16 protein-coding genes are annotated in these 18,627 nt (G+C 55.7%); 12 read left to right on the top strand and 4 right to left on the bottom strand.

The window, feature by feature from the left end; genetic code table 11:
* Window positions 1-10: 10 nt before the first annotated feature.
* Together ABVT36_RS09700 and ABVT36_RS09695 are read left to right on the top strand one after the other, a co-directional pair.
* Complete coding sequence (locus ABVT36_RS09700; RefSeq protein WP_368456393.1) at window positions 11-520, top strand: hypothetical protein; 510 nt, start codon at window positions 11-13, stop codon at window positions 518-520.
* Between the two features lie 103 nt (window positions 521-623).
* A complete protein-coding gene (locus tag ABVT36_RS09695; protein WP_368456392.1) occupies window positions 624-2,078 on the top strand; it encodes a serine hydrolase domain-containing protein in 1,455 nt (484 codons plus the stop codon).
* Between the two features lie 153 nt (window positions 2,079-2,231).
* On the opposite strand, the gene ABVT36_RS09690 is transcribed toward ABVT36_RS09695, so the two are convergent.
* From ABVT36_RS09690 to ABVT36_RS09675, 4 genes are all read right to left on the bottom strand, one after another.
* Window positions 2,232-2,675, bottom strand: a complete 444-nt coding sequence (locus ABVT36_RS09690) for a hypothetical protein (RefSeq protein WP_368456391.1) — start codon at window positions 2,673-2,675, stop codon at window positions 2,232-2,234.
* Between the two features lie 221 nt (window positions 2,676-2,896).
* Entirely contained in the window at window positions 2,897-5,998 is a 3,102-nt protein-coding gene (locus tag ABVT36_RS09685; protein WP_368456390.1) for a hypothetical protein, read from the bottom strand.
* Between the two features lie 933 nt (window positions 5,999-6,931).
* Window positions 6,932-8,080: a PilT/PilU family type 4a pilus ATPase gene (locus ABVT36_RS09680; RefSeq protein WP_368456389.1), complete on the bottom strand. Its 1,149-nt coding sequence runs from the start codon at window positions 8,078-8,080 to the stop codon at window positions 6,932-6,934.
* A gap of 90 nt (window positions 8,081-8,170) precedes the next feature.
* A complete protein-coding gene (locus tag ABVT36_RS09675; protein ID WP_368456388.1) occupies window positions 8,171-9,205 on the bottom strand; it encodes a type IV pilus twitching motility protein PilT in 1,035 nt (344 codons plus the stop codon).
* 65 nt (window positions 9,206-9,270) lie between these two features.
* Between ABVT36_RS09675 and ABVT36_RS09670 the strand changes: the two genes are divergently transcribed.
* The 10 genes from ABVT36_RS09670 (at window position 9,271) to trxA (ending at window position 18,579) form a co-directional block, all read left to right on the top strand.
* Complete coding sequence (locus ABVT36_RS09670) at window positions 9,271-9,981, top strand: YggS family pyridoxal phosphate-dependent enzyme (protein ID WP_368456387.1); 711 nt, start codon at window positions 9,271-9,273, stop codon at window positions 9,979-9,981.
* Between the two features lie 16 nt (window positions 9,982-9,997).
* Complete coding sequence (gene proC / locus ABVT36_RS09665) at window positions 9,998-10,825, top strand: pyrroline-5-carboxylate reductase (RefSeq protein ID WP_368456386.1); 828 nt, start codon at window positions 9,998-10,000, stop codon at window positions 10,823-10,825.
* A 211-nt stretch (window positions 10,826-11,036) separates the two neighbouring features.
* The gene (locus ABVT36_RS09660; protein ID WP_368456385.1) at window positions 11,037-11,645 is read left to right on the top strand and encodes a YggT family protein; all 609 of its coding nucleotides are present in this window, start codon (window positions 11,037-11,039) and stop codon (window positions 11,643-11,645) included.
* 122 nt (window positions 11,646-11,767) lie between these two features.
* Window positions 11,768-13,735: a dynamin family protein gene (locus ABVT36_RS09655; RefSeq protein WP_368456384.1), complete on the top strand. Its 1,968-nt coding sequence runs from the start codon at window positions 11,768-11,770 to the stop codon at window positions 13,733-13,735.
* Window positions 13,736-13,915: 180 nt separating this feature from the next.
* The gene (locus ABVT36_RS09650; RefSeq protein ID WP_368456452.1) at window positions 13,916-15,124 is read left to right on the top strand and encodes a homoserine O-acetyltransferase; all 1,209 of its coding nucleotides are present in this window, start codon (window positions 13,916-13,918) and stop codon (window positions 15,122-15,124) included.
* Complete coding sequence (gene metW, locus ABVT36_RS09645; RefSeq protein ID WP_368456383.1) at window positions 15,124-15,714, top strand: methionine biosynthesis protein MetW; 591 nt, start codon at window positions 15,124-15,126, stop codon at window positions 15,712-15,714. Before ABVT36_RS09650 ends, metW begins: the two co-directional genes overlap by 1 nt.
* Window positions 15,715-15,800: 86 nt before the next feature.
* Window positions 15,801-16,253 (top strand): DUF4426 domain-containing protein, encoded by a 453-nt coding sequence (locus tag ABVT36_RS09640; protein ID WP_368456382.1) that lies wholly within the window; start codon window positions 15,801-15,803, stop codon window positions 16,251-16,253.
* An 82-nt stretch (window positions 16,254-16,335) separates the two neighbouring features.
* Window positions 16,336-16,950, top strand: a complete 615-nt coding sequence (gene rdgB / locus ABVT36_RS09635; protein ID WP_368456381.1) for an RdgB/HAM1 family non-canonical purine NTP pyrophosphatase — start codon at window positions 16,336-16,338, stop codon at window positions 16,948-16,950.
* A 1-nt stretch (window position 16,951) separates the two neighbouring features.
* A complete protein-coding gene (hemW, locus tag ABVT36_RS09630; RefSeq protein WP_368456451.1) occupies window positions 16,952-18,127 on the top strand; it encodes a radical SAM family heme chaperone HemW in 1,176 nt (391 codons plus the stop codon).
* A gap of 125 nt (window positions 18,128-18,252) precedes the next feature.
* The gene (trxA, locus tag ABVT36_RS09625) at window positions 18,253-18,579 is read left to right on the top strand and encodes a thioredoxin TrxA (protein ID WP_367151097.1); all 327 of its coding nucleotides are present in this window, start codon (window positions 18,253-18,255) and stop codon (window positions 18,577-18,579) included.
* Window positions 18,580-18,627 lie beyond the last annotated feature (48 nt).

The following is an 18,627-nucleotide window of genomic DNA, read 5'->3' as shown; positions in this document are numbered from 1 at the left end:
GGACAAAAAAATGTTCAGCATCCATCCAAAAGGTATTTTTTTTGCTACCGCCTTTGCCATTGTCGCCACCAATCTGGTCGCCGCCTCCCCCTGGTATAGAGAAAGCACTGGAATTTTTCTTGAAACAGCGGTGATTGTTGACTTCTGTCTCACCATTCCACTTCTCTATATCCTTTGCTTTCGTCACGACTTGAAGCGTGCCCTGGTAAAAGCCATCGCCCTGGCCTGCCTCGGCTTTTGGGGCGCGACATTGTTGATTCCCGAAACACAGCAAACGCTGATCCGGGAATTTGGATTTCTGCGCTATCTCGGCCTCGGGGTATTGGTACTGATAGAAATCAAGGTGGCAATCCTGATTTGGAAAGCCTTCCGCAAGCATCAGCCACCGGAAAAGGTCGCCGAAAAATTGACCACAGCTGCCGATATGCCGCCATGGGTCGCCCGTCTGATGGCCTGGGAAGTGGCCCTCTGGCAAAAACTGGGGCGTGCCATTGGCTTTGGCAAAAAAGATAAATCATAGTTTCCCTAACAAAAATAAAGTCCGCTATGAATAAGGCCTGGATTAAATCCAGCCAACCGGTGCGGCATAAATACATTTTCAGGCCCGATAAACCACAAGAAAAATGGATATCCAATTTATGCGAAACCTATCAATCATCTTGTTTCTGTCCGGACTGATTTTCAGCACCGAATCCCTTGCGCTCAGCGAAGCGCAGGAATCTGAAATACAACAGCTATTGATTGATTTGGCCGATACCAACCAATTGGTGGGCTCTCATTTTGTGGCGCTGGTGGACAAAAACGGCCTGGCTTCCTTTGCCACCCACTCCGGGAATGGCACCACTATCAGCAAAGACACCCAGTTTCTGATTGCATCCCATACCAAGGCGATGACCGCCACCCTGCTGGCGACACTGGATACTGCCAATAAAATCGACTTAGATAAAAGTATCCACGCCTATGACAAACAGTTGATTACAAATAAAAAAATAAATACAAAGCAGATTACTCTGAAAAACCTGTTGACCCATACCGCTGGCTTTACTAGCGTACAGCATACCTTCAAGTCCGCTTTTCTTGGCTATACAGATCAAAGTGATCTGGAACAGTCTCTCAACCATCGTATCCTAACCGCGCCGGATAACCGCTTTAGATATTCGAATACAGGGCCTATTGTGGCCACCATGCTGGCCGAATCCGCTTTAGACTCTGACTGGCATCAACTAATGTCGGAGTACCTGTTCGATCCGTTGGAAATGACCAATACCACCACCCATATTTCGGCAGCCAGAAATCTGCTCCCCGCAATTACCACCGCAAAGGATGGCACCATTTTCGATTACGACCATCATAAAACCGATAAAACCATGCATGCTTCCGGCGGTGTTGCTTCCACTGCCGGGGATATGGCGATCTGGCTACAGACCAATATAAACCGGGATTACACTAAATTTTCCAAAAAGGATATTTTTGCATTGCTTCATACAAAACAGGTGGAGCAGGACCGAAACTATTTCACCTATCCGCGGGATGGTTATACCTTGGGATGGGATACGGCGCAATACAATGGGGAAAAACTACTGGCCCGATTTGGTAATTACGGCGGCTATAGCATTCATGTTTCCTTTATGCCGGAACACCAGCTCGGGGTCATCGCCTTTACCAACCAGGATATAGCCTATACCCTGCCCCATGTACTGGCCAATTATGTCTACAACTCGGCACTGCAGAAAAGCAACAAACTGGCGTTGCTGCAGCAGGAATCAAAACGCCTGACCAAGTCGATCCAGTCCGAATTGTCGGATGCACCTATCCACAAACAGGTGGTCGCAGCGGATGCATTTCCACCAAACCTGCTGGGCACCTATTCCAATAGTGACGGCTGGCCTGAGCAGAAAATTTTTACCGAGAGCGGACAGGTAAAAGTTATATGGGGCTCCCTCAAAGGGGTTCTCTTACAAACTGAAGATGGCTATAGAGCCCATTTTGGCGCCTTAAGCAGAAAATTGAATTTTTCATCCCAGGGAGAAGGCAAGTCAAGTTTAACCAATGGCTCTCTTGCGTATACAAAACGCTAACACAACAATAGATTCTGGATTAAAAATTTTAGGGCTAATCTAAGCTTAGCAAAATAAAGTATTGGGCATACGATTTAAGCGCCACGAAAAAACATTGAAATTTCGTTCAAAGTCCTACTTCTCACTGAGGCTTTGAGCACTCTCTTAGCTTTTTTAAATATTAAAATCTGGAAACTGATCGATTAGAATCTTCGATAACTCATGAGCATCTAACTCGTTAGTAGTGGAATATTCAAAAATAAGTGTCAGTAAAGTGTCGTCATCTTCAGCCATATTATGGAGAGAAGTATAATTAAGTCTTGCAAGCCAAGCCTCCTTAGAATCAACGTCAGCATATTTAATTGATTTATCAAGTTCTTTTCTACTTCTTTCAATTAAATTACCACCTCTTTCTCCGAAGCAAGCTTTGTCCTTCCATAGTTCAAGAGCTTTCTCCAGGGCAACCCGCAATTCTCCATCCATATCATCACACGCACTAATAGCCAGATTGATAATGACACCTTTTAATGGATGAAAATGCGCCGCATGGCAATTTTTAGACAAATGCCCTGTAAGCTTGTCCTCTAAGCCTTCCAATTGTTTTGAATTTTCAACCATTAATACTCTATCCCAATTGCTCCATTACATGACGACATGTTGAGCTGGGAAACCTCTGATTATTTCAGTGCAACGCCAGATCCATTAAATGGATGTACCTGAAAAAGTACAGCAGCCCGACTAGCTTTAAGGCTGCCGGACTGCTTCACATTTTAGCTATAGTCCTGTCATAAATTTCTCAACCAAAGCTGAAATTAATAGCCAGGTTATCACTTGAAAAATTAGTGAACGATCGGTTCCTGCGCCAGGGGACCGCCCGTTTCCCCGCCGGAACAATTTGAGTAATTGCGAGGCTTATAAGCATGATCGAAAATCAGTTCAACGTCTGAGATCGCGGCAATATCCACTATTGACCCGTAGAGATCTGCCACCTTGAAAGACAGGCGCCAGCCGGTAGCCGCAACACTGCGCTCCTTAAAAGCAGATGTCACGGTATTCACAGATGCGGAACTTCCCCCGAAAGGACTCAGGGCGGCCTTCATTGCTACGCGATGGCTGTTATCAATTGCGGTCAGGATTGAACTGCCGGAAACACCCCAAAACAGTGCACTATAAGCATTGAATTCCCCCCCCACTTGAGCTGTGCCACTTTCGGTCTCCACTAAGCCACCGGGAACCCTTTCCCGCCACAAACTGGCGCCTCCATAGGTTAAATAAGCAGGGGTTTCTAATATTGCACTGCTGCTGTACAAAATGGGGATATTTATTTCGACGGTCTCTATCTTATCCAGGTAGGTACCTCCCGCAGCTATACAGGCAGATTCACCGGAACCTGATATTACCGGTCCCGCAAAAAAAGTGCTGTTAGGCAGCTCTTTAGCCGTGCTGAACTCCAGTGTTATCCAGGTATCGGAACCGAAAGTGCGTGACAGCAGTTTTAATTTTTCCCGAAATGCCTGTTGCGCAGTTAAGCCCTGTGTGCCCTGTTGGGCCGGATCTGGATGTGGGTAAAGTTGTTGGACGCCCTGAATAGTATCCACATAGCCAAACACATGTTCCTTTACTGACAAGGTGTCAGTTGCATTTTGCAGAGCATCTCCAAAACCAGCTTCAATGGCCGCCAGTTTAGTGTAGCTGTCCTCCAATTCGTCTGTACTACGCAGGCTTAGAATAGTGTCCTTACTGATATAGTGGCTGGCGTCCTGTATTGTTTGTTGCCATTTGTACTCCAGTGCTACGAGTGTGCGGAATAGCCAAGTTTGCGCCTCCCGAAAATCCTGCTGGGCCTGGAACATAGCCGCGGTCAGCCGGCGACTGAAAATAGGGTCTGCGAAAGACCTCAATGCCAAGTTGGGATTTTCGGCGGTCACCTGGCCAATCAACCTCTGAATCTCATTCAAATTCAGGGGTAAACGCTTGGCTTCCTGTATCAGCATTGCTTCCGTCTGGGCGATATCCAGGGCAATGGCATTTGCTTCCACCCACTGGCCTTCCAAGCGAAAACCATCCCCAGCGCTCAAAATTTGACCTGTATTATCGAGTAGCCGCATCTGATGCTCAGCGGCCAGACGGTTTGTCGCAACCCTTAGCTGTTCGACATTTTCCAGACTTCTAATGGACTGGAGTATTTGGTTCACACTCGTTGACAAACCCTCTACATCATTCCATTCACCATCGGTATATTGCGTCATGGCCCCTGCCAATGATGCCAGGTGATTTGCCCTAATGCTGAACGCTTCTTTTTCATCGCGAATAAGAGTAAGTTGCTGAGCAAGGGACAGCTGCTGGGCACCGTAATCCAGAAAAATCCTGGATAGACCATCATTGATGCCCTTTTCCAGAGCAAGAGTTTCGATTTCCAGCTCAATTCCATTGAGTAATTCTTCAAGCCGCTGAAGATTTCGGGTTAGTGTACTCTGCGAGTTATGGATATTTCGCGACCAAAGCGATATTTCACTATTTTCCCGCAGCTGGGTGCTGGTTGTGGCACAGCTTATTTCGAAACAGCTGTTGGTAAAATGCACCCCCAGGAGACTGTACAATTGATTGGCAAACTGCTGGTGGCGAGCAGCGTACTCAGCAGCCAAAGTATCGGCATTGTGATGATAGCTACTATAGCCCACTTCTGCTGTGCTATAGCTGCCTTGCGCCCTCGCGATAAATCCATTGTTTTCATCACCCAGCAATTCGATCAGGGCAGTGGCAAAGTCACTATTAGCACCAACGGTAACATGGGCTATCGAATCTTCGGCGATTCCCAAAAGACTGGTATCACCAGCAGCCCAGTAAGCGGCGTTGTCCAATTGGGCCATACGAGCCTGCCACTCATAGACTGCCTCCGGCAGGCCGGAAACTACTTCGAGCTGCATCAGATCGACACCCGGAAAAATTGCACGCAATGTCGCTTCCATGCCCATAATATCACTGTGCAATGTGGCCAGCTCAGCCCCCAATGCGGCGTCGGCCTGGCCGGACGTCACCATCAATCTGGCCTGGTGCACTTTGGCTTCCACCAACCTGCTCATCAGCTGGTAGAACATAGTGACATCCTTGTAGCCACTGAAAAGCGATGCTTGGGCAGCGACGTCCTTTTGCGCCATGGAGTTGGCGTCGTAGTAGCGGGGACTGATTTGACCCCGCGAGGAACTCCAGTTAGCCAACAAGTCCGGCGAATTTTCCAGCAATGAATAATATTGTACCAATGCGCCATCCAGCAGCTGATATGCGCTATCCACATACGCGGCTTCGGTACTTGCTGCCTCATTGCTCAAGCGGCTGCCATGCGCTCTATCCAAGGCTTGATTGGCCAAAACTATCTCAGCCACTGCACGGTCATAATAAACATCCAGAAGCAGATGCTGCATGGATTCACTACCGGGATTTCCTATCAGCTGCTGGACGACCATCGCCTCCACTTCAGCAGCACGATTTCGCTCGGCAGTATCGTACAATGTGGAGACTTCCAGTGTTGAATCACCACTAAAAAAATGATTAGTCACCTTATTGGTGTTTTGATCGACAACATACATCAGATCTAAATAACGAAATGCGGCTTTATCCCGGGAATAGACACCCGCAGCCGGATCTTCCTGTTCCGGCGGAACAGAATCGGCCTCATTGTAGTAGAGCCGTTGGCGCAGCTGCTGCGCAGTATCCAGCTCAAGTGCCAGGCTGTAAGTGGTTTCAGTTTCCGACAATTCTGCAAATCCGGCAGCTTGACTGGCGCGGCTGCCCACTCTCTGCTCTTTCGATATGGTGGCGCTCAGGTTGCCAGCGCCTGCATCATTGCTATAGGCGATGGCTCTGTCCAGGGAAGATCCCAGACTTACAATAACCAAAACAATCAGACAATTTATTAAACTTTTTTTTCTTACCCTATTCATTTCTTCCTCTTCCTTTCAACTATTACTTTCCACTGTGAATTTATTCTGACGAATAAAATACACTAAAACCGCTATAGCTCTAGCAAACAGCAAACCTCATCTGTCGCAAAAACTTTTCATATGATCTAAAATCGCAAATCATGCCAATGAGTTTATTCTCTATATTTTTTGTGCAGATTACTTATTCTTTATTTGAAGAGCTTTCAGCCAGGCTGTGATCTGCCAAGTAACACAGAATAAAAAATCATTTTAGAATTCCCCATCCCTGCGGATTGGTTAGCGCTTCCTTACTATTTTTAGAGGATAAATTGAATTAGGAGCCACAGCACCAAACTGGTGAAGCTTATCATCGAACAAGCGATATATTTCGCTAATACTAGCGTGCCATATCAATGAAATAGCCAGAAAAATTCTATAAATACTTTGTTTACAACTTGGATTTTACCTATTTCAGCATTATAAAAACGACCCCCAAACTCATTTCGGACAATTTATCTGATAACGAGTTGGCGTTTCAATTTATTTTGTATTTATTTGCTGAAAAGATGAAAAACTTCACCTGTATGTCGCTTTTTTCAACCTAAATTACAAATCAATTACACCTTCGTTTTGAAAGTTTCTGTTTAAACGGATTTTCCCATTCGCAGTCTCGCTATTATGCCAACTGGAAATTCCACAAAAAAAGTCTGGATTTAAGAGCGTCTATTCGAGGCATTCAATCTAGGGGAAGGGGGTAGGGCTATATGTACCAACTGGAACACCAGTGCAATCAACGAAACCTTATGTGGCCGGGCCACCACCACCGGTCCCGCAACTTATTGGATCACTGGGTGAATAAGGGCTGATATCACTCTTGCGTAAACAGCGTTGGGGAGCAATGTAGCCAAATACCGATAATCGGCTGGCAGCGCCAGCCATGGAGGGAATATATGCTCAATAGGGTTGTGGGCCGCTGTAGTCGTCACTGTCGCCCTGGAGACTCAGCTCGCCGGCCGCCTGCTGCAGGTATTCTGCATCGGATTCTGATTTGAGCTTGATCAGCAGGCGCAGGTCATTGGCGGAATCGGCGTGGGCGAGGGCGTCCTCGTAGGTGATTTCACCGCGGTCATACAGTTCGTACAGAGCCTGATCGAAGGTCTGCATACCCTGCTCGGTGGAACGCTTCATCAGCTCCTTGAGTTTGTGGACTTCGCCTTTGCGGACAAGATCCGAAGCCAGGGGCGTGTTGATCAGAATTTCCAGACAGGCGCGGCGGCCATCACCGTCCGGTGTCGGGACCAGCTGCTGGGCCACCATGGCCTTTAAATTCAGGGAAAGATCCATCCACAGCTGTTCGTGCCGATCGGCGGGAAAAAAGTGAATAATGCGGTCCAGCGCCTGGTTGGCGTTGTTGGCGTGCAGGGTGCAGAGACACAGGTGACCGGTTTCGGCGAAGGCGATGGCATGGTCCATTGTTTCGCGGGAGCGCACCTCACCAATCAGGATCACGTCCGGCGCCTGGCGCAGGGTATTTTTCAGGGCCACTTCGAACGAGTCGGTGTCCAGCCCCACCTCGCGCTGGGTGACGATACAGCCGCGGTGCTGGTGGATAAATTCGATCGGGTCCTCGATGGTAATGATATGGCCCTTGGAGTTTTCGTTGCGATAGCCGATCATCGATGCCAGTGAGGTGGATTTACCGGTACCGGTAGCGCCGACAAAAATAATCAGTCCGCGCTTGGTCATGGCCAGATCTTTGAGCACGTCCGGCAAGCCGAGGCCATCGACGGTGGGGATCGTGGTTTCAATGCGCCGCAACACCATACCCACCAGATTGCGCTGAAAAAATGCGGAGACCCGGAAGCGCCCCACATTGCGCACGGCTATGGCGAAATTCAGTTCCTTGTTTTGCGCAAATTCCCTTCGCTGCTTGTCGTTCATAATACCCACGACCAGTTCGCGGGCCTTTTCCGGCGACAGGGCATTGCTAGTCACCGCCACCACCTTGCCGTGCAGCTTCAGGGAAGGGGGCACACCGGCGGTCACGAACAGGTCTGACGCGCCCTTTTCCACCACCAGCTGTAACAGTCGTTCGATTTCCATTTGCGCTACTGCTCTTATCTTGTTGTATTCGGCCGGGCCCCTGCCCGCTGGCAACAACCCGGTAACTTATTGAGTTGCCGGGTTAATGAGTTAGAAGTTTTCCGGCATCTTGGCCTTTTCGCGCGCGACCTCGCGAGTGATAACCCGACGGGCAACCAGGTCCTCCAGACACTGGTCCATGGTCTGCATACCGACGTTGGCACCGGTCTGAATCGCAGAATACATTTGCGCGATCTTATCCTCACGGATCAGATTTCGGATAGCCGGGGTGCCGCGCATGATCTCGTGGGCGGCCACCCGTCCACCCCCACTGCGCTTCAACAGGGTCTGGGAAATCACCGCCTGCAGCGATTCCGAAAGCATGGAGCGCACCATGGCCTTTTCTTCGGCCGGAAACACATCCACCACCCGGTCGATGGTTTTGGCGGCGGAGGTGGTGTGCAATGTGCCGAACACCAGATGGCCGGTTTCCGCGGCGGTCAGTGCCAGACGGATGGTCTCCAGGTCCCGCATCTCCCCCACCAGGATGATGTCCGGGTCTTCCCGCAGGGCGGAGCGCAATGCCTCGGCAAAGCCGTGGGTATCCCGGTGCACTTCGCGCTGGTTCACCAGGCATTTTTTCGATTCGTGCACGAATTCGATGGGGTCCTCTACGGTGAGGATATGTTCGTACTTGTTGTCGTTGATATAGTCGATCATGGCCGCCAGGCTGGTGGATTTGCCGGAGCCGGTGGGACCGGTCACCAATACCAGGCCCCGCGGGGTGTCCAAAATCTGCCTGAACACCTGCCCCATACCCAGGTCCTCCATGGTCAATACTTTGGAGGGGATGGTCCGGAACACAGCACCGGCACCGCGGTTGTGGTTAAAGGCGTTCACACGGAAGCGCGCCACCCCGGGCACCTCGAAGGAAAAATCGGTCTCCAGGAACTCCTCGAAGTCCTTGCGCTGTTTGTCGTTCATGATTTCGTAGATAAGGCCGTGCACCTGCTTGTGTTCCATGGGCGGCAGATTGATGCGGCGCACGTCGCCATCCACGCGGATCATGGGCGGCAGGCCGGCGGAGAGGTGCAGGTCGGAAGCATTTTGTTTGGCGCTGAAGGCTAGGAGTTCTGTGATGTCCATACTGCTACCTTATTCTTCTCAGGGGATTGCCGTAGAATCCACGCTTTCTGATGCCGGACTAGTATATGCGCAAAGGGGAGATCACCGAAAACCTTGTTCGCGTGCGTGAGCGGATTGTCACATCTTGCCGCTCTTGCGGCCGCGACCCCGACGAGGTGACCCTGCTGGCGGTGTCCAAGACGCGACCGGCGGCGGATCTGCGCCTGGCCTTCGCGGCGGGGCAGCGCCACTTCGGCGAAAACTACTTGCAGGAGGCGCTGGACAAGCAGAAACAACTGCAGGACCTGGCTATCCAGTGGCATTTCATCGGCCCGTTGCAATCCAACAAAACCCAGGCGGCGGCGGAAGCTTTCGGCTGGATTCACAGTGTGGATCGATTAAAAATCGCACAGCGTCTATCCAGTCAGCGCCCGCCGCAGATGCCACCGCTGAACTTGTGTCTGCAGGTCAATATCGACGGCGAGGCGAGCAAATCCGGTCTCGCCCCGGACGGGGTTCTGCCACTGGCCCGGGCACTGGCCGGACTGCCAAACCTGCGGCTGCGCGGCCTGATGGCAATTCCCGCCCCCAGGCCGGGCCGGGAGGCGCAGGGGGAATCGCTGCAGCGGCTGGCCAGACTGTTGCAGGAGCTGGGCGAGGCGCTGCCGGATCAGCCTCTGGACACCTTGTCCATGGGCATGTCCGGGGACATGGAGGCGGCAATCGAGGCCGGTGCCACTATAGTGCGCATCGGCACAGATATTTTTGGCCCGCGTCCTGCCACGGCAGGCAAGTAAGATGGAGGAACACTGAATGGAGCGGGAAAAACTGGTCTTTATCGGTGGCGCCGGCAATATGGCTGGAGCCGTAATCGGCGGCCTGCTGACCAGCGGTTATCCGTCGGAGCAAATCCTGGCCACCGGTCGCAACAATGACAAACTGGCCAAATTCAAGGCGCGCACCGGGGTAGAGGTCACCACCGACAATGCCGCCGCCGCGTCCGAGGCAGACGTACTGGTGCTGTCGGTGAAGCCCCAAATGATGAAGGATCTGTGCACCAGTATTGCCAGTCCGGTGCGCGAGCGCAAACCCCTGGTGATCACCCTGGCCGCGGGCATACCGCTTGCGGCCTACAGGCGCTGGCTGGGTAGTGGGGTGCCGATAGTCCGCGCCATGCCGAATACCCCCGCACAGGTGGGCGCGGGGGCAACCGGCCTGTTCGCCCCAGACGGGGTCAGTGCGGCGCAGCGGCAGATCGCAGAGGAGATGGCGACAGCGGTGGGCATTGCCGTCTGGGTAGAGCGGGAAAGCGGTATCGACCAGGTGATCGCGGTTTCCGGCTCGGGCCCGGCGTATTTTTTTCAGTTTATGGAGTCCATGATCGATGCCGCCGCAAAGGCCGGTATGCGGCGCGAAGACGCGGAGCGCCTCACCTTGCAAACTGCGCTGGGGGCGGCGAAACTTGCGCTGTCCAGCGATGTGGATGTGGCACAATTAAAGCGCAACGTCATGTCGCCCAATGGTACCACCGAACGGGCCATTCAGCGCTTCCTGAGCGGCGGCCTGCCGCAGCTGGTAGAGGAGGCGATGCGGGATTGCGCGACGCGGGCGGCGGAGATGGCGCGCGAGCTGGACACCTGACAGGTTGCTGAGAAAGCCTTCCCTGGCTTTCCTCAACCCGGGTTTGCGGCGTATGTCCGCAAACCCTCAACGAACAATCAAGCAGTTATACGCTTGATATGTGGCCCCATCAGGCCGCAAATCAAGTTGGATGTGATGCGGCTCCCCGGGGGCGCGAGCGGGCCAGTCTCTGCCGCTCCCGGACGTCGCAGGGACCATGCAGGAAACCCAGATGACCAGTACTTTCAGTAATATCGGTGTATTTCTCGTTGCCACCCTCGGCATTCTGGCCCTGTTCGCCGTGTTGTTGCGTTTTCTGCTGCAGCTGGCGCGCGCCGATTTTTACAATCCCATTTCCCAGGGCATCGTCAAGGTCACCAACCCGCTGCTGCTGCCTCTGCGCAAGCTGGTGCCGGGGGTGTTCGGCCTCGATATGGCTTCGGTTGTGCTGGCGCTGCTGGTGGGCTGGGTGATGATCATGGTCTGCGGCATGCTCGCCGGAGGCGGATTCTTCAATCCCCTCAGCGCTCTGCTATGGTCGCTTTTGGGCGCGGTATCGACGACCATAGCGATCCTCTTTGTGGGCATGTTGATTTCGATCATCTTCAGCTGGGTGGCGCCCCAGAGCAGCCATCCGGCGCTGATGCTGCTGCGCCAGCTGCTGGAACCCGTCTATGCCCCGGTGCGCAAGGTGATCCCGCCGCTGGGCATGATTGATATCAGCCCTATCTTTGTCTTTATTCTGTTGACGGTGGCCGACAAATTGCTGCTTGGTTTTGCACAAATGGCAAACATGCCAGCTTTCGTTTACAGCCTCTTCTGGCACATCCCCGGTTTCTGATCCCTCCTGCGACGTTTTTCCTCGACTACAGCACAGTTTTCGCAGAGCCGCGCTTCTATTCTGCCGCGGCTTAGTCGAGAATAAGCAGTTACAAAACGCGCCACTAAAAAGAAGAAATCACCATGGAAGATGCCATTTTGCGTCGGCACATTGCCGACTATGATCGCTGGAGGAAATCGCTCGACAGCCAGTTTGCAGCGTTCAACCTCTGGCTGAAGGAACACTTTCCCAACTCCGCCGGGGCGCGCCAGGTGGTGCAGCAGGCTCGCGCCCTGTTGACGGAGGATCAGTTTACCCTGGTGCTGGTGGGCGAGTTTTCCCGCGGCAAGACAGAACTGATCAATGCCCTGCTGTCCCACACCTATGGCAAGCGCCTGCTACCGTCCCGGCCGGGACGCACCACCATGTGCCCCACAGAAATCTTCAGCGACGGGGGCGAACAGGCCAGCCTGCGCCTGCTGCCAATCGAGACCCTGGCGACCAGCACCAGCCTGGAGAGTTTCCGCCGCATCCCGCAAAAGTGGGTGACCCATGAATTCAATGCCGAAGACGCAGAGGCAACCCGCGATGCCCTGCTGCGCGTGGCGGCCACCAAGTCGGTATTGCCCGAAGAGGCCGCGCGCTACGGTTTCGACCGCAATCACCTGGATGGCAAGGGCAACCTGGTTGAAATTCCAGCCTGGCGTTTTGCACTGCTGTGCCTGCCGCACCCGCTGCTGGCACAGGGACTGCGTATTATCGATACCCCGGGGCTGAATGTCCTGGGCAACGAGCCCGAGCTTACCCTCAGCACTCTGCCCAGCGCCCAGGCGGTGGCCTTTCTACTGTCGGCGGATACGGGTGTGAGCGGCACCGACCTCAATATGTGGGAGACACACCTGGTGCCTCTGCGCCAGCATCGCGGCACTGCGGTCATGGCCCTGCTCAACAAGATTGACACCACTTGGGACGACCCGGACGAGGATCCGGAGCAGCTGTTGCTGCAGATGCGGACCCAGGTGGGCGAACTGTTGAATCTGCCCCCGGATGGTGTGGTGGGCGTATCGGCGAAAAAAGCCCTGCTGGCCCATGCCCGCCGCGACCCGCAGTTGCTGCGGCAGAGCCACTTCGAAGAGTTCGAGACGCTGCTGGTGCAGCGTTTGGTAGAGCACCGCCAGAAATTGTCCGAACACCGCTCGCTGCACCAGGCCCTGACCCTGATGGCGGATACCCGCGATCTGCTCAAGCGCCGTCTGAACAGCAGTCGCGCGGCGCTCACGCAACTGCAGCGCAACAAGGTCAGCAAGGATACGCAGTTTGCGGAACTGGCTCAGCTGCAAAAAGCGACCCAAGAGCAACACCGCACCTGCCACCACGAGCTGCTGACCCTCAAATCGAGCCAGCGCATGCTGGCGCGCAAGCGGACAGCGCTGCTGGCCCCCATTTCCAGCCAACAGCTGCAGCTGTTGATCAATGAAACCAGCAGCACCCTGCACCAGCGCTGGACGCCATTGGGGCTGGCCAAGGCCATCGACAGCTTTATGGAGGGTGTCGATCACCAACTGGCCAACCTGGAGAGTGAAGTGGAGCGGGCCAACCGGGTCGTGGATGCGATTTTTGAACGCTCCACCCTGAAGAATGTGGACGTCAGCGCGCAGTATTTCAACGCCGGTATCTTCCGCCTCTCCCTGCACGGCCTGCACCGCCAGGCGGCCCAGCTGCGCCGCTCACCACAACTGCTGCTGGCGCGCCGCAACCGCCTGACCCAGCGCTTCATCACCACCCTGGCCAACGAGGTGGGCCGCCTGTATAACCGGCTCACCGCGGCAACCGACACCTGGCTGGAACAGGCACTGGAACCGCTCAAGCAACATGCGCAATACCACAAACACCTGCTCAACCGGCATATGATCAAGCTCACCGAGCTGAAGCAGAAGACCCACAGCAAACGCACAGACCTGCGCGCCCTGGAAACGGAGATACTGCGCAATGACAATGCGCTGACCGCCCTGGAGGAGCTGCTGGGTCAGAGTACAGCCGCGCCCCTGCCGGCGGCCCCCGCACCCCGGGCTGACAATGTCACCCCCCTCAAGGCGCCCGCCAGCCACTGAGGCGGGCCGCTGCAAACCGCCGCCGCCCCATCAAACCCTGACCGGGGCGGCGAAAAGGTCTCCGGGCGACAATACCGCTGACACTGATTTGTATTAGTGCTCAGGGCTCCCGTACACTTGCCTCAGCCCATCTTCAATTGCGATTTATTCAATAGCGTGGCCGCCTTGTCCCAGGAAAAACTGTCACCGCCCTCTGCGGCCACCCGCAACCGAAATACTGCCACACCCGAAAGTGCGGAGGCCGGGTCCGTCGGTATAGTGGTGCCACAACAGCACAGTTTCGGCGAACCGCTGGCGCTCGCCTGCGGCCGCATTCTTCGGGAGTACACCCTGGTCTATGAGACCTACGGCGAATTGAACGCCGAGCGTTCCAATGCGGTACTGATCTGCCACGCACTGTCCGGACACCACCACGCCGCCGGTCGCCACAGCGCGGATGATAAACGCCCCGGGTGGTGGGATCACTATATAGGGCCCGGCAAGCCAATCGACACCAATCATTTTTTTGTGGTCTCGCTCAACAATTTGGGCGGCTGCCACGGATCCACCGGCCCCGCCTCCACCAACCCCGGGACCGGGCGCCCCTGGGGACCGGAGTTTCCCACGCTGCGCGTGCGCGACTGGGTACACAGCCAGGCGCGGCTGGCGGACCTGCTCGGCATAGAACAGTGGGCCGCGGTAGTCGGCGGCAGCCTGGGCGGCATGCAGGCCATGCGCTGGGCACTGGAGTACCCCCAACGTCTGCGGCACTGTGTGGTGATCGCTTCCGCCATGAAGCTCTCGGCACAGAATATCGCCTTTAACGAAACCGCCCGCCAGGCCATTACATCGGACCCGGATTTTTGCGACGGCCGCTATCTGGAGTTAAACAAACAGCCGCGCAAAGGGTTGGCAGTGGCGCGGATGATCGGCCACATCACCTACCTGTCGGATGACGGACTGGGCAGCAAGTTTGGCCGCGAACTGCGCTCCGGCACTTTGGAACCGGGGGTGGAAGAGCAGGTGGAGTTTCAGATACAGAGTTACCTGCGACACCAGGGGGACAGTTTCTCCGGCAGTTTCGACCCCAATACTTATATCCTTATGACCCGTGCGCTGGATTACTTCGACCTGGCCCGCGAGTATGACGACGACCCGGTGGCCGCCTTTTCCCACGCCCGCTGTAAATTTCTGCTGGTATCCTTTACCTCCGACTGGCGTTTTGCACCAAAGCGCTCGCGGGAAATCGTCGACGCACTGATGCACGCCAACCTGCCGGTCAGCTACGCGGAAATAGAATCCTCCATGGGCCACGACGCCTTCCTGCTGCCGAACCAACGCTACCAGCGTATCTTCTCCACCTATATGCACCGGGTGGCGAAGGAGTCCGCACTGGGCAGGGAACTGTGATGCGTATCGATCTCGATGTCATCCAGGAACGGATAGCGCCGCATACCCGCGTGCTCGACCTGGGTTGCGGCGACGGCCTGCTGCTGCAACAACTGGCGGAGCGCAAACAGGTACACGGCTACGGCCTCGAAATCGGCGCCGAGCAGATAGCCCTGTGTCTTGCCCGGGGTGTCAACGTGGTGGAACAGAATCTGGACCGGGGGCTGGGCAACTTTGCCGACAACAGCTTCGATACGGTGGTGATGACCCAGGCCCTGCAGACCCTGCGCCAGCCACATCTGGTGGTGCGGGAAATGCTGCGGGTGGGGCGCGAATGCATCATCACCTTTCCCAACTTTGCACAGTGGAAGGCCCGCTGGCACCTGGCGTTCTCCGGGCGCATGCCGGTGTCGGACCTATTACCCTACGAATGGTATGACACGCCCAATATTCACTTTTGTACTTTCCGGGATTTTGACCTGCTGTGCCGACAGAACGACTGGACTATCCTGCACCGCGAGGTAGTATCAGAGTCCAAACTCGGCCGGATTTTCAAAGATGTATTGCCCAACTTGTTTGGCGAGACCGCAATTTACCATCTGACTCGCTAGACTTAATGGGTAGACAACCAGGCGCCAGCAGCAGTCCGCAACCAGCCGCCCTGAGGGCGCACCAAAATCGACCAAGGAGGTGAATCTTGAAGCGCATACTGACAGCAGTCACCGCCGCGGCCCTGCTTATGTGGGCCATCAGTGCGGCGGCGCAGGAAGCCAAAATCATCAAGAGTCACGATGATTTCGGCAATTACCGCGTGATCTATACGGTGTTTAACAGCGAATTTATCAAGCCGGAGATCGCACAGAGCTACCGGCTGGTTCGCGCTGGTGACCGGGCCTTCGTCAACGTCACCGTGGTGGAACACCCGGAGGGCAAACACGGCCTCGGGTCTGAACTTACCGGTACCGCCACCAATCTGATGCAGCAAGCTCGACCGCTGAAATTTATGGAGATCCGCGAGGGGGACGCGGTTTATTATCTGGCCCCGCTGCGCTTCGAGGACGAGGAAACACTGACTTTCGCCATCGATGTGAAGCTGCCCAACGGCCAGACCGAAAAAGTCACATTTCGCCGCAAGCTGGAAAGAAATTAACCCGCCCGGCACGAGTTGCCGGCACACCGCAAGCGAGCGCCAGGCGCTCGCTTTTTATTGATCAACAGGAAATTGCCCCCCAGTGGAAAAAATAGTGTTGGCCAGCGGCAACGCGGGCAAACTGAAGGAGTTCGCCCAGCTATTTGCCGGCTGGGATATCCAGGTGGTACCGCAGGTGGAATTCCGGGTGCCGGAGGCGGAGGAAACGGGCCTTAGTTTTATCGAAAATGCACTGATCAAGGCGCGTCTCGCCAGCCGCGTCAGCGGACTGCCGGCAATGGCCGACGATTCGGGCCTGGCGGTGGATGCGCTGCAGGGGGCGCCGGGAATCTATTCCGCGCGCTACGCCGGCGGGGACGCCACGGATGCCGATAACAATCGCAAACTGCTGGCGGCCATGGCAGCTGTTGCCGATGACCGCCGCGGAGCCAGCTTCCACTGCGCACTGGCGTTTGTACGCCGCCACGACGACCCTGTGCCACTGGTTTGCAGCGCCCAGTGGCGAGGTAGAATTTTGCGCCAACCGGCCGGCGAACAGGGTTTTGGCTATGACCCGCTCTTTTTTGTGGATTCCGAGGGACTGACCTCCGCGCAGTTGCCCCGGGCGCTCAAGAATCGCATCAGCCACCGCGCACAGGCCGTCGCCCTCTTCTCCAGCCTGTGGGCCGATGCTGCGCGCTCCGGAACCCTTGAGTGACATGCGACAGCCGGAGCTAAAGCTGCCGCCGCTGGGCCTCTATGTGCACATTCCCTGGTGTGTGCGCAAATGCCCCTATTGCGACTTCAATTCCCATGCCGCCGGCAAAAACCTGCCGGAGGCGGAGTATGTCGCACAGCTGCAGCGGGACCTGCGCAGCCAGCTGCCCTGGGTGCAGGGGCGCCGACTCGGCTCGATTTTCTTTGGCGGCGGCACGCCCAGCCTCTTCTCACCGGCGGCCATTGGCGCAATCCTTGAGACCGCGGCGGCGGACATCGGCTTCGCCAGCGATATCGAAATCACCCTGGAAGCCAATCCCGGCACCAGCGAACAACAGAAATTTGCCGGCTACCGGGCGGCCGGCGTCAACCGCCTCTCCATCGGGGTGCAGAGTTTTGACGACCGGCAGCTGGAGAACCTGGGCCGCATACACAGCGGCGGCGATGCCACAGCGGCTGTGGAAGCCGCGCGTCGGGCCGGTTTTGACAATCTCAACATCGACCTGATGCACGGGCTGCCGCAGCAGACCGAGGAGGCGGCACTGGCAGATCTGCGCCGGGCGGTCTCGCTGGCCCCGGAGCATATCTCCTGGTATCAGCTCACCATAGAGCCAAACACAGCTTTCTACAGTGCACCACCGGCGGTGCCGGCCAGCGGCCATATCGCTTCCATGCAGGGCAGCGGGCGCGGCTTTCTGGCCCTGGAGGGCTATGGGCGCTACGAGGTGTCCGCCTACAGCCGCGCCGGGCGGGTGTCGCAGCACAACCTTAACTACTGGTCATTCGGAGACTATCTGGGCATCGGCGCCGGCGCCCACGGCAAAGTCACCCTGCCCCAGGCGGGCATTCTGCGCAGTCGCCGCACCCGCGCGCCGCGACACTACCTGGCCGCCCCCAAAACCCGGGACGGCACTGGGCTGCTGCCACCGGCCAGCGAGGCGGTCGAGCGGGAGGAGCTGCCGCTGGAGTTCCTGATGAACGCCCTGCGGCTGGCCGAGGGGGTACCCCTGGAGAGCTTCAGCCACTATACGGGTCTGCCCATCGCAGTGCTGGAGCGCCAGTGGCCGGCGCTGGAGGCACTGGAACTAGTGCAGCCATTGCGGGGGCAGATCGCCGCCAGCCAGTTTGGCTACGACTACCTGGACGAGATTCTGCAGCGCTTTCTCGAGCAGTCTTGAAAGCTGGCGCCCATGCCCCCATATGGCAGGAAGTCGCGCCTTGCGAGTGAGTCGGGGCCTTCTTATCATGTGCCCAGGTGCCCGCGGGCTCAGCACACCGACCAACCCAAGAACAGGAAAGCAACATGAGCGAGCAAATCGTCAACGTCACCGACGCCGAATTCGAAGCAGAGGTATTGCAGGCCGAAGGCCCGGTACTGGTGGATTTCTGGGCCCAGTGGTGCGGTCCCTGCAAAATGATCGCTCCGGTGCTGCAGGACCTGGCCGGCCACTATGGCGACAAGCTGAAAATCGTAAAGGTAGACGTCGATTCCAACAAGGAGTCCGCGGCCAAATACAATGTTCGCGGGATTCCCACTCTGCTGTTGTTCAAGAACGGCTCTGTGGAAGGCACCAAGGTTGGCGCCCTGTCCCGCGCCCAGCTGACTGAGTTTATCGACAGTCAGCTGTGAGACGAACGCCATCCTGCGTCAGGTCAAATACCTCTTGCAGGATGGCAT

Source organism: Microbulbifer sp. TYP-18 (assembly GCF_040932045.1).
Classification (GTDB): domain Bacteria; phylum Pseudomonadota; class Gammaproteobacteria; order Pseudomonadales; family Cellvibrionaceae; genus Microbulbifer.
Note: the sequence above shows the minus strand (reverse complement) of the source record. Positions and strands in the feature narration are given on the sequence as shown.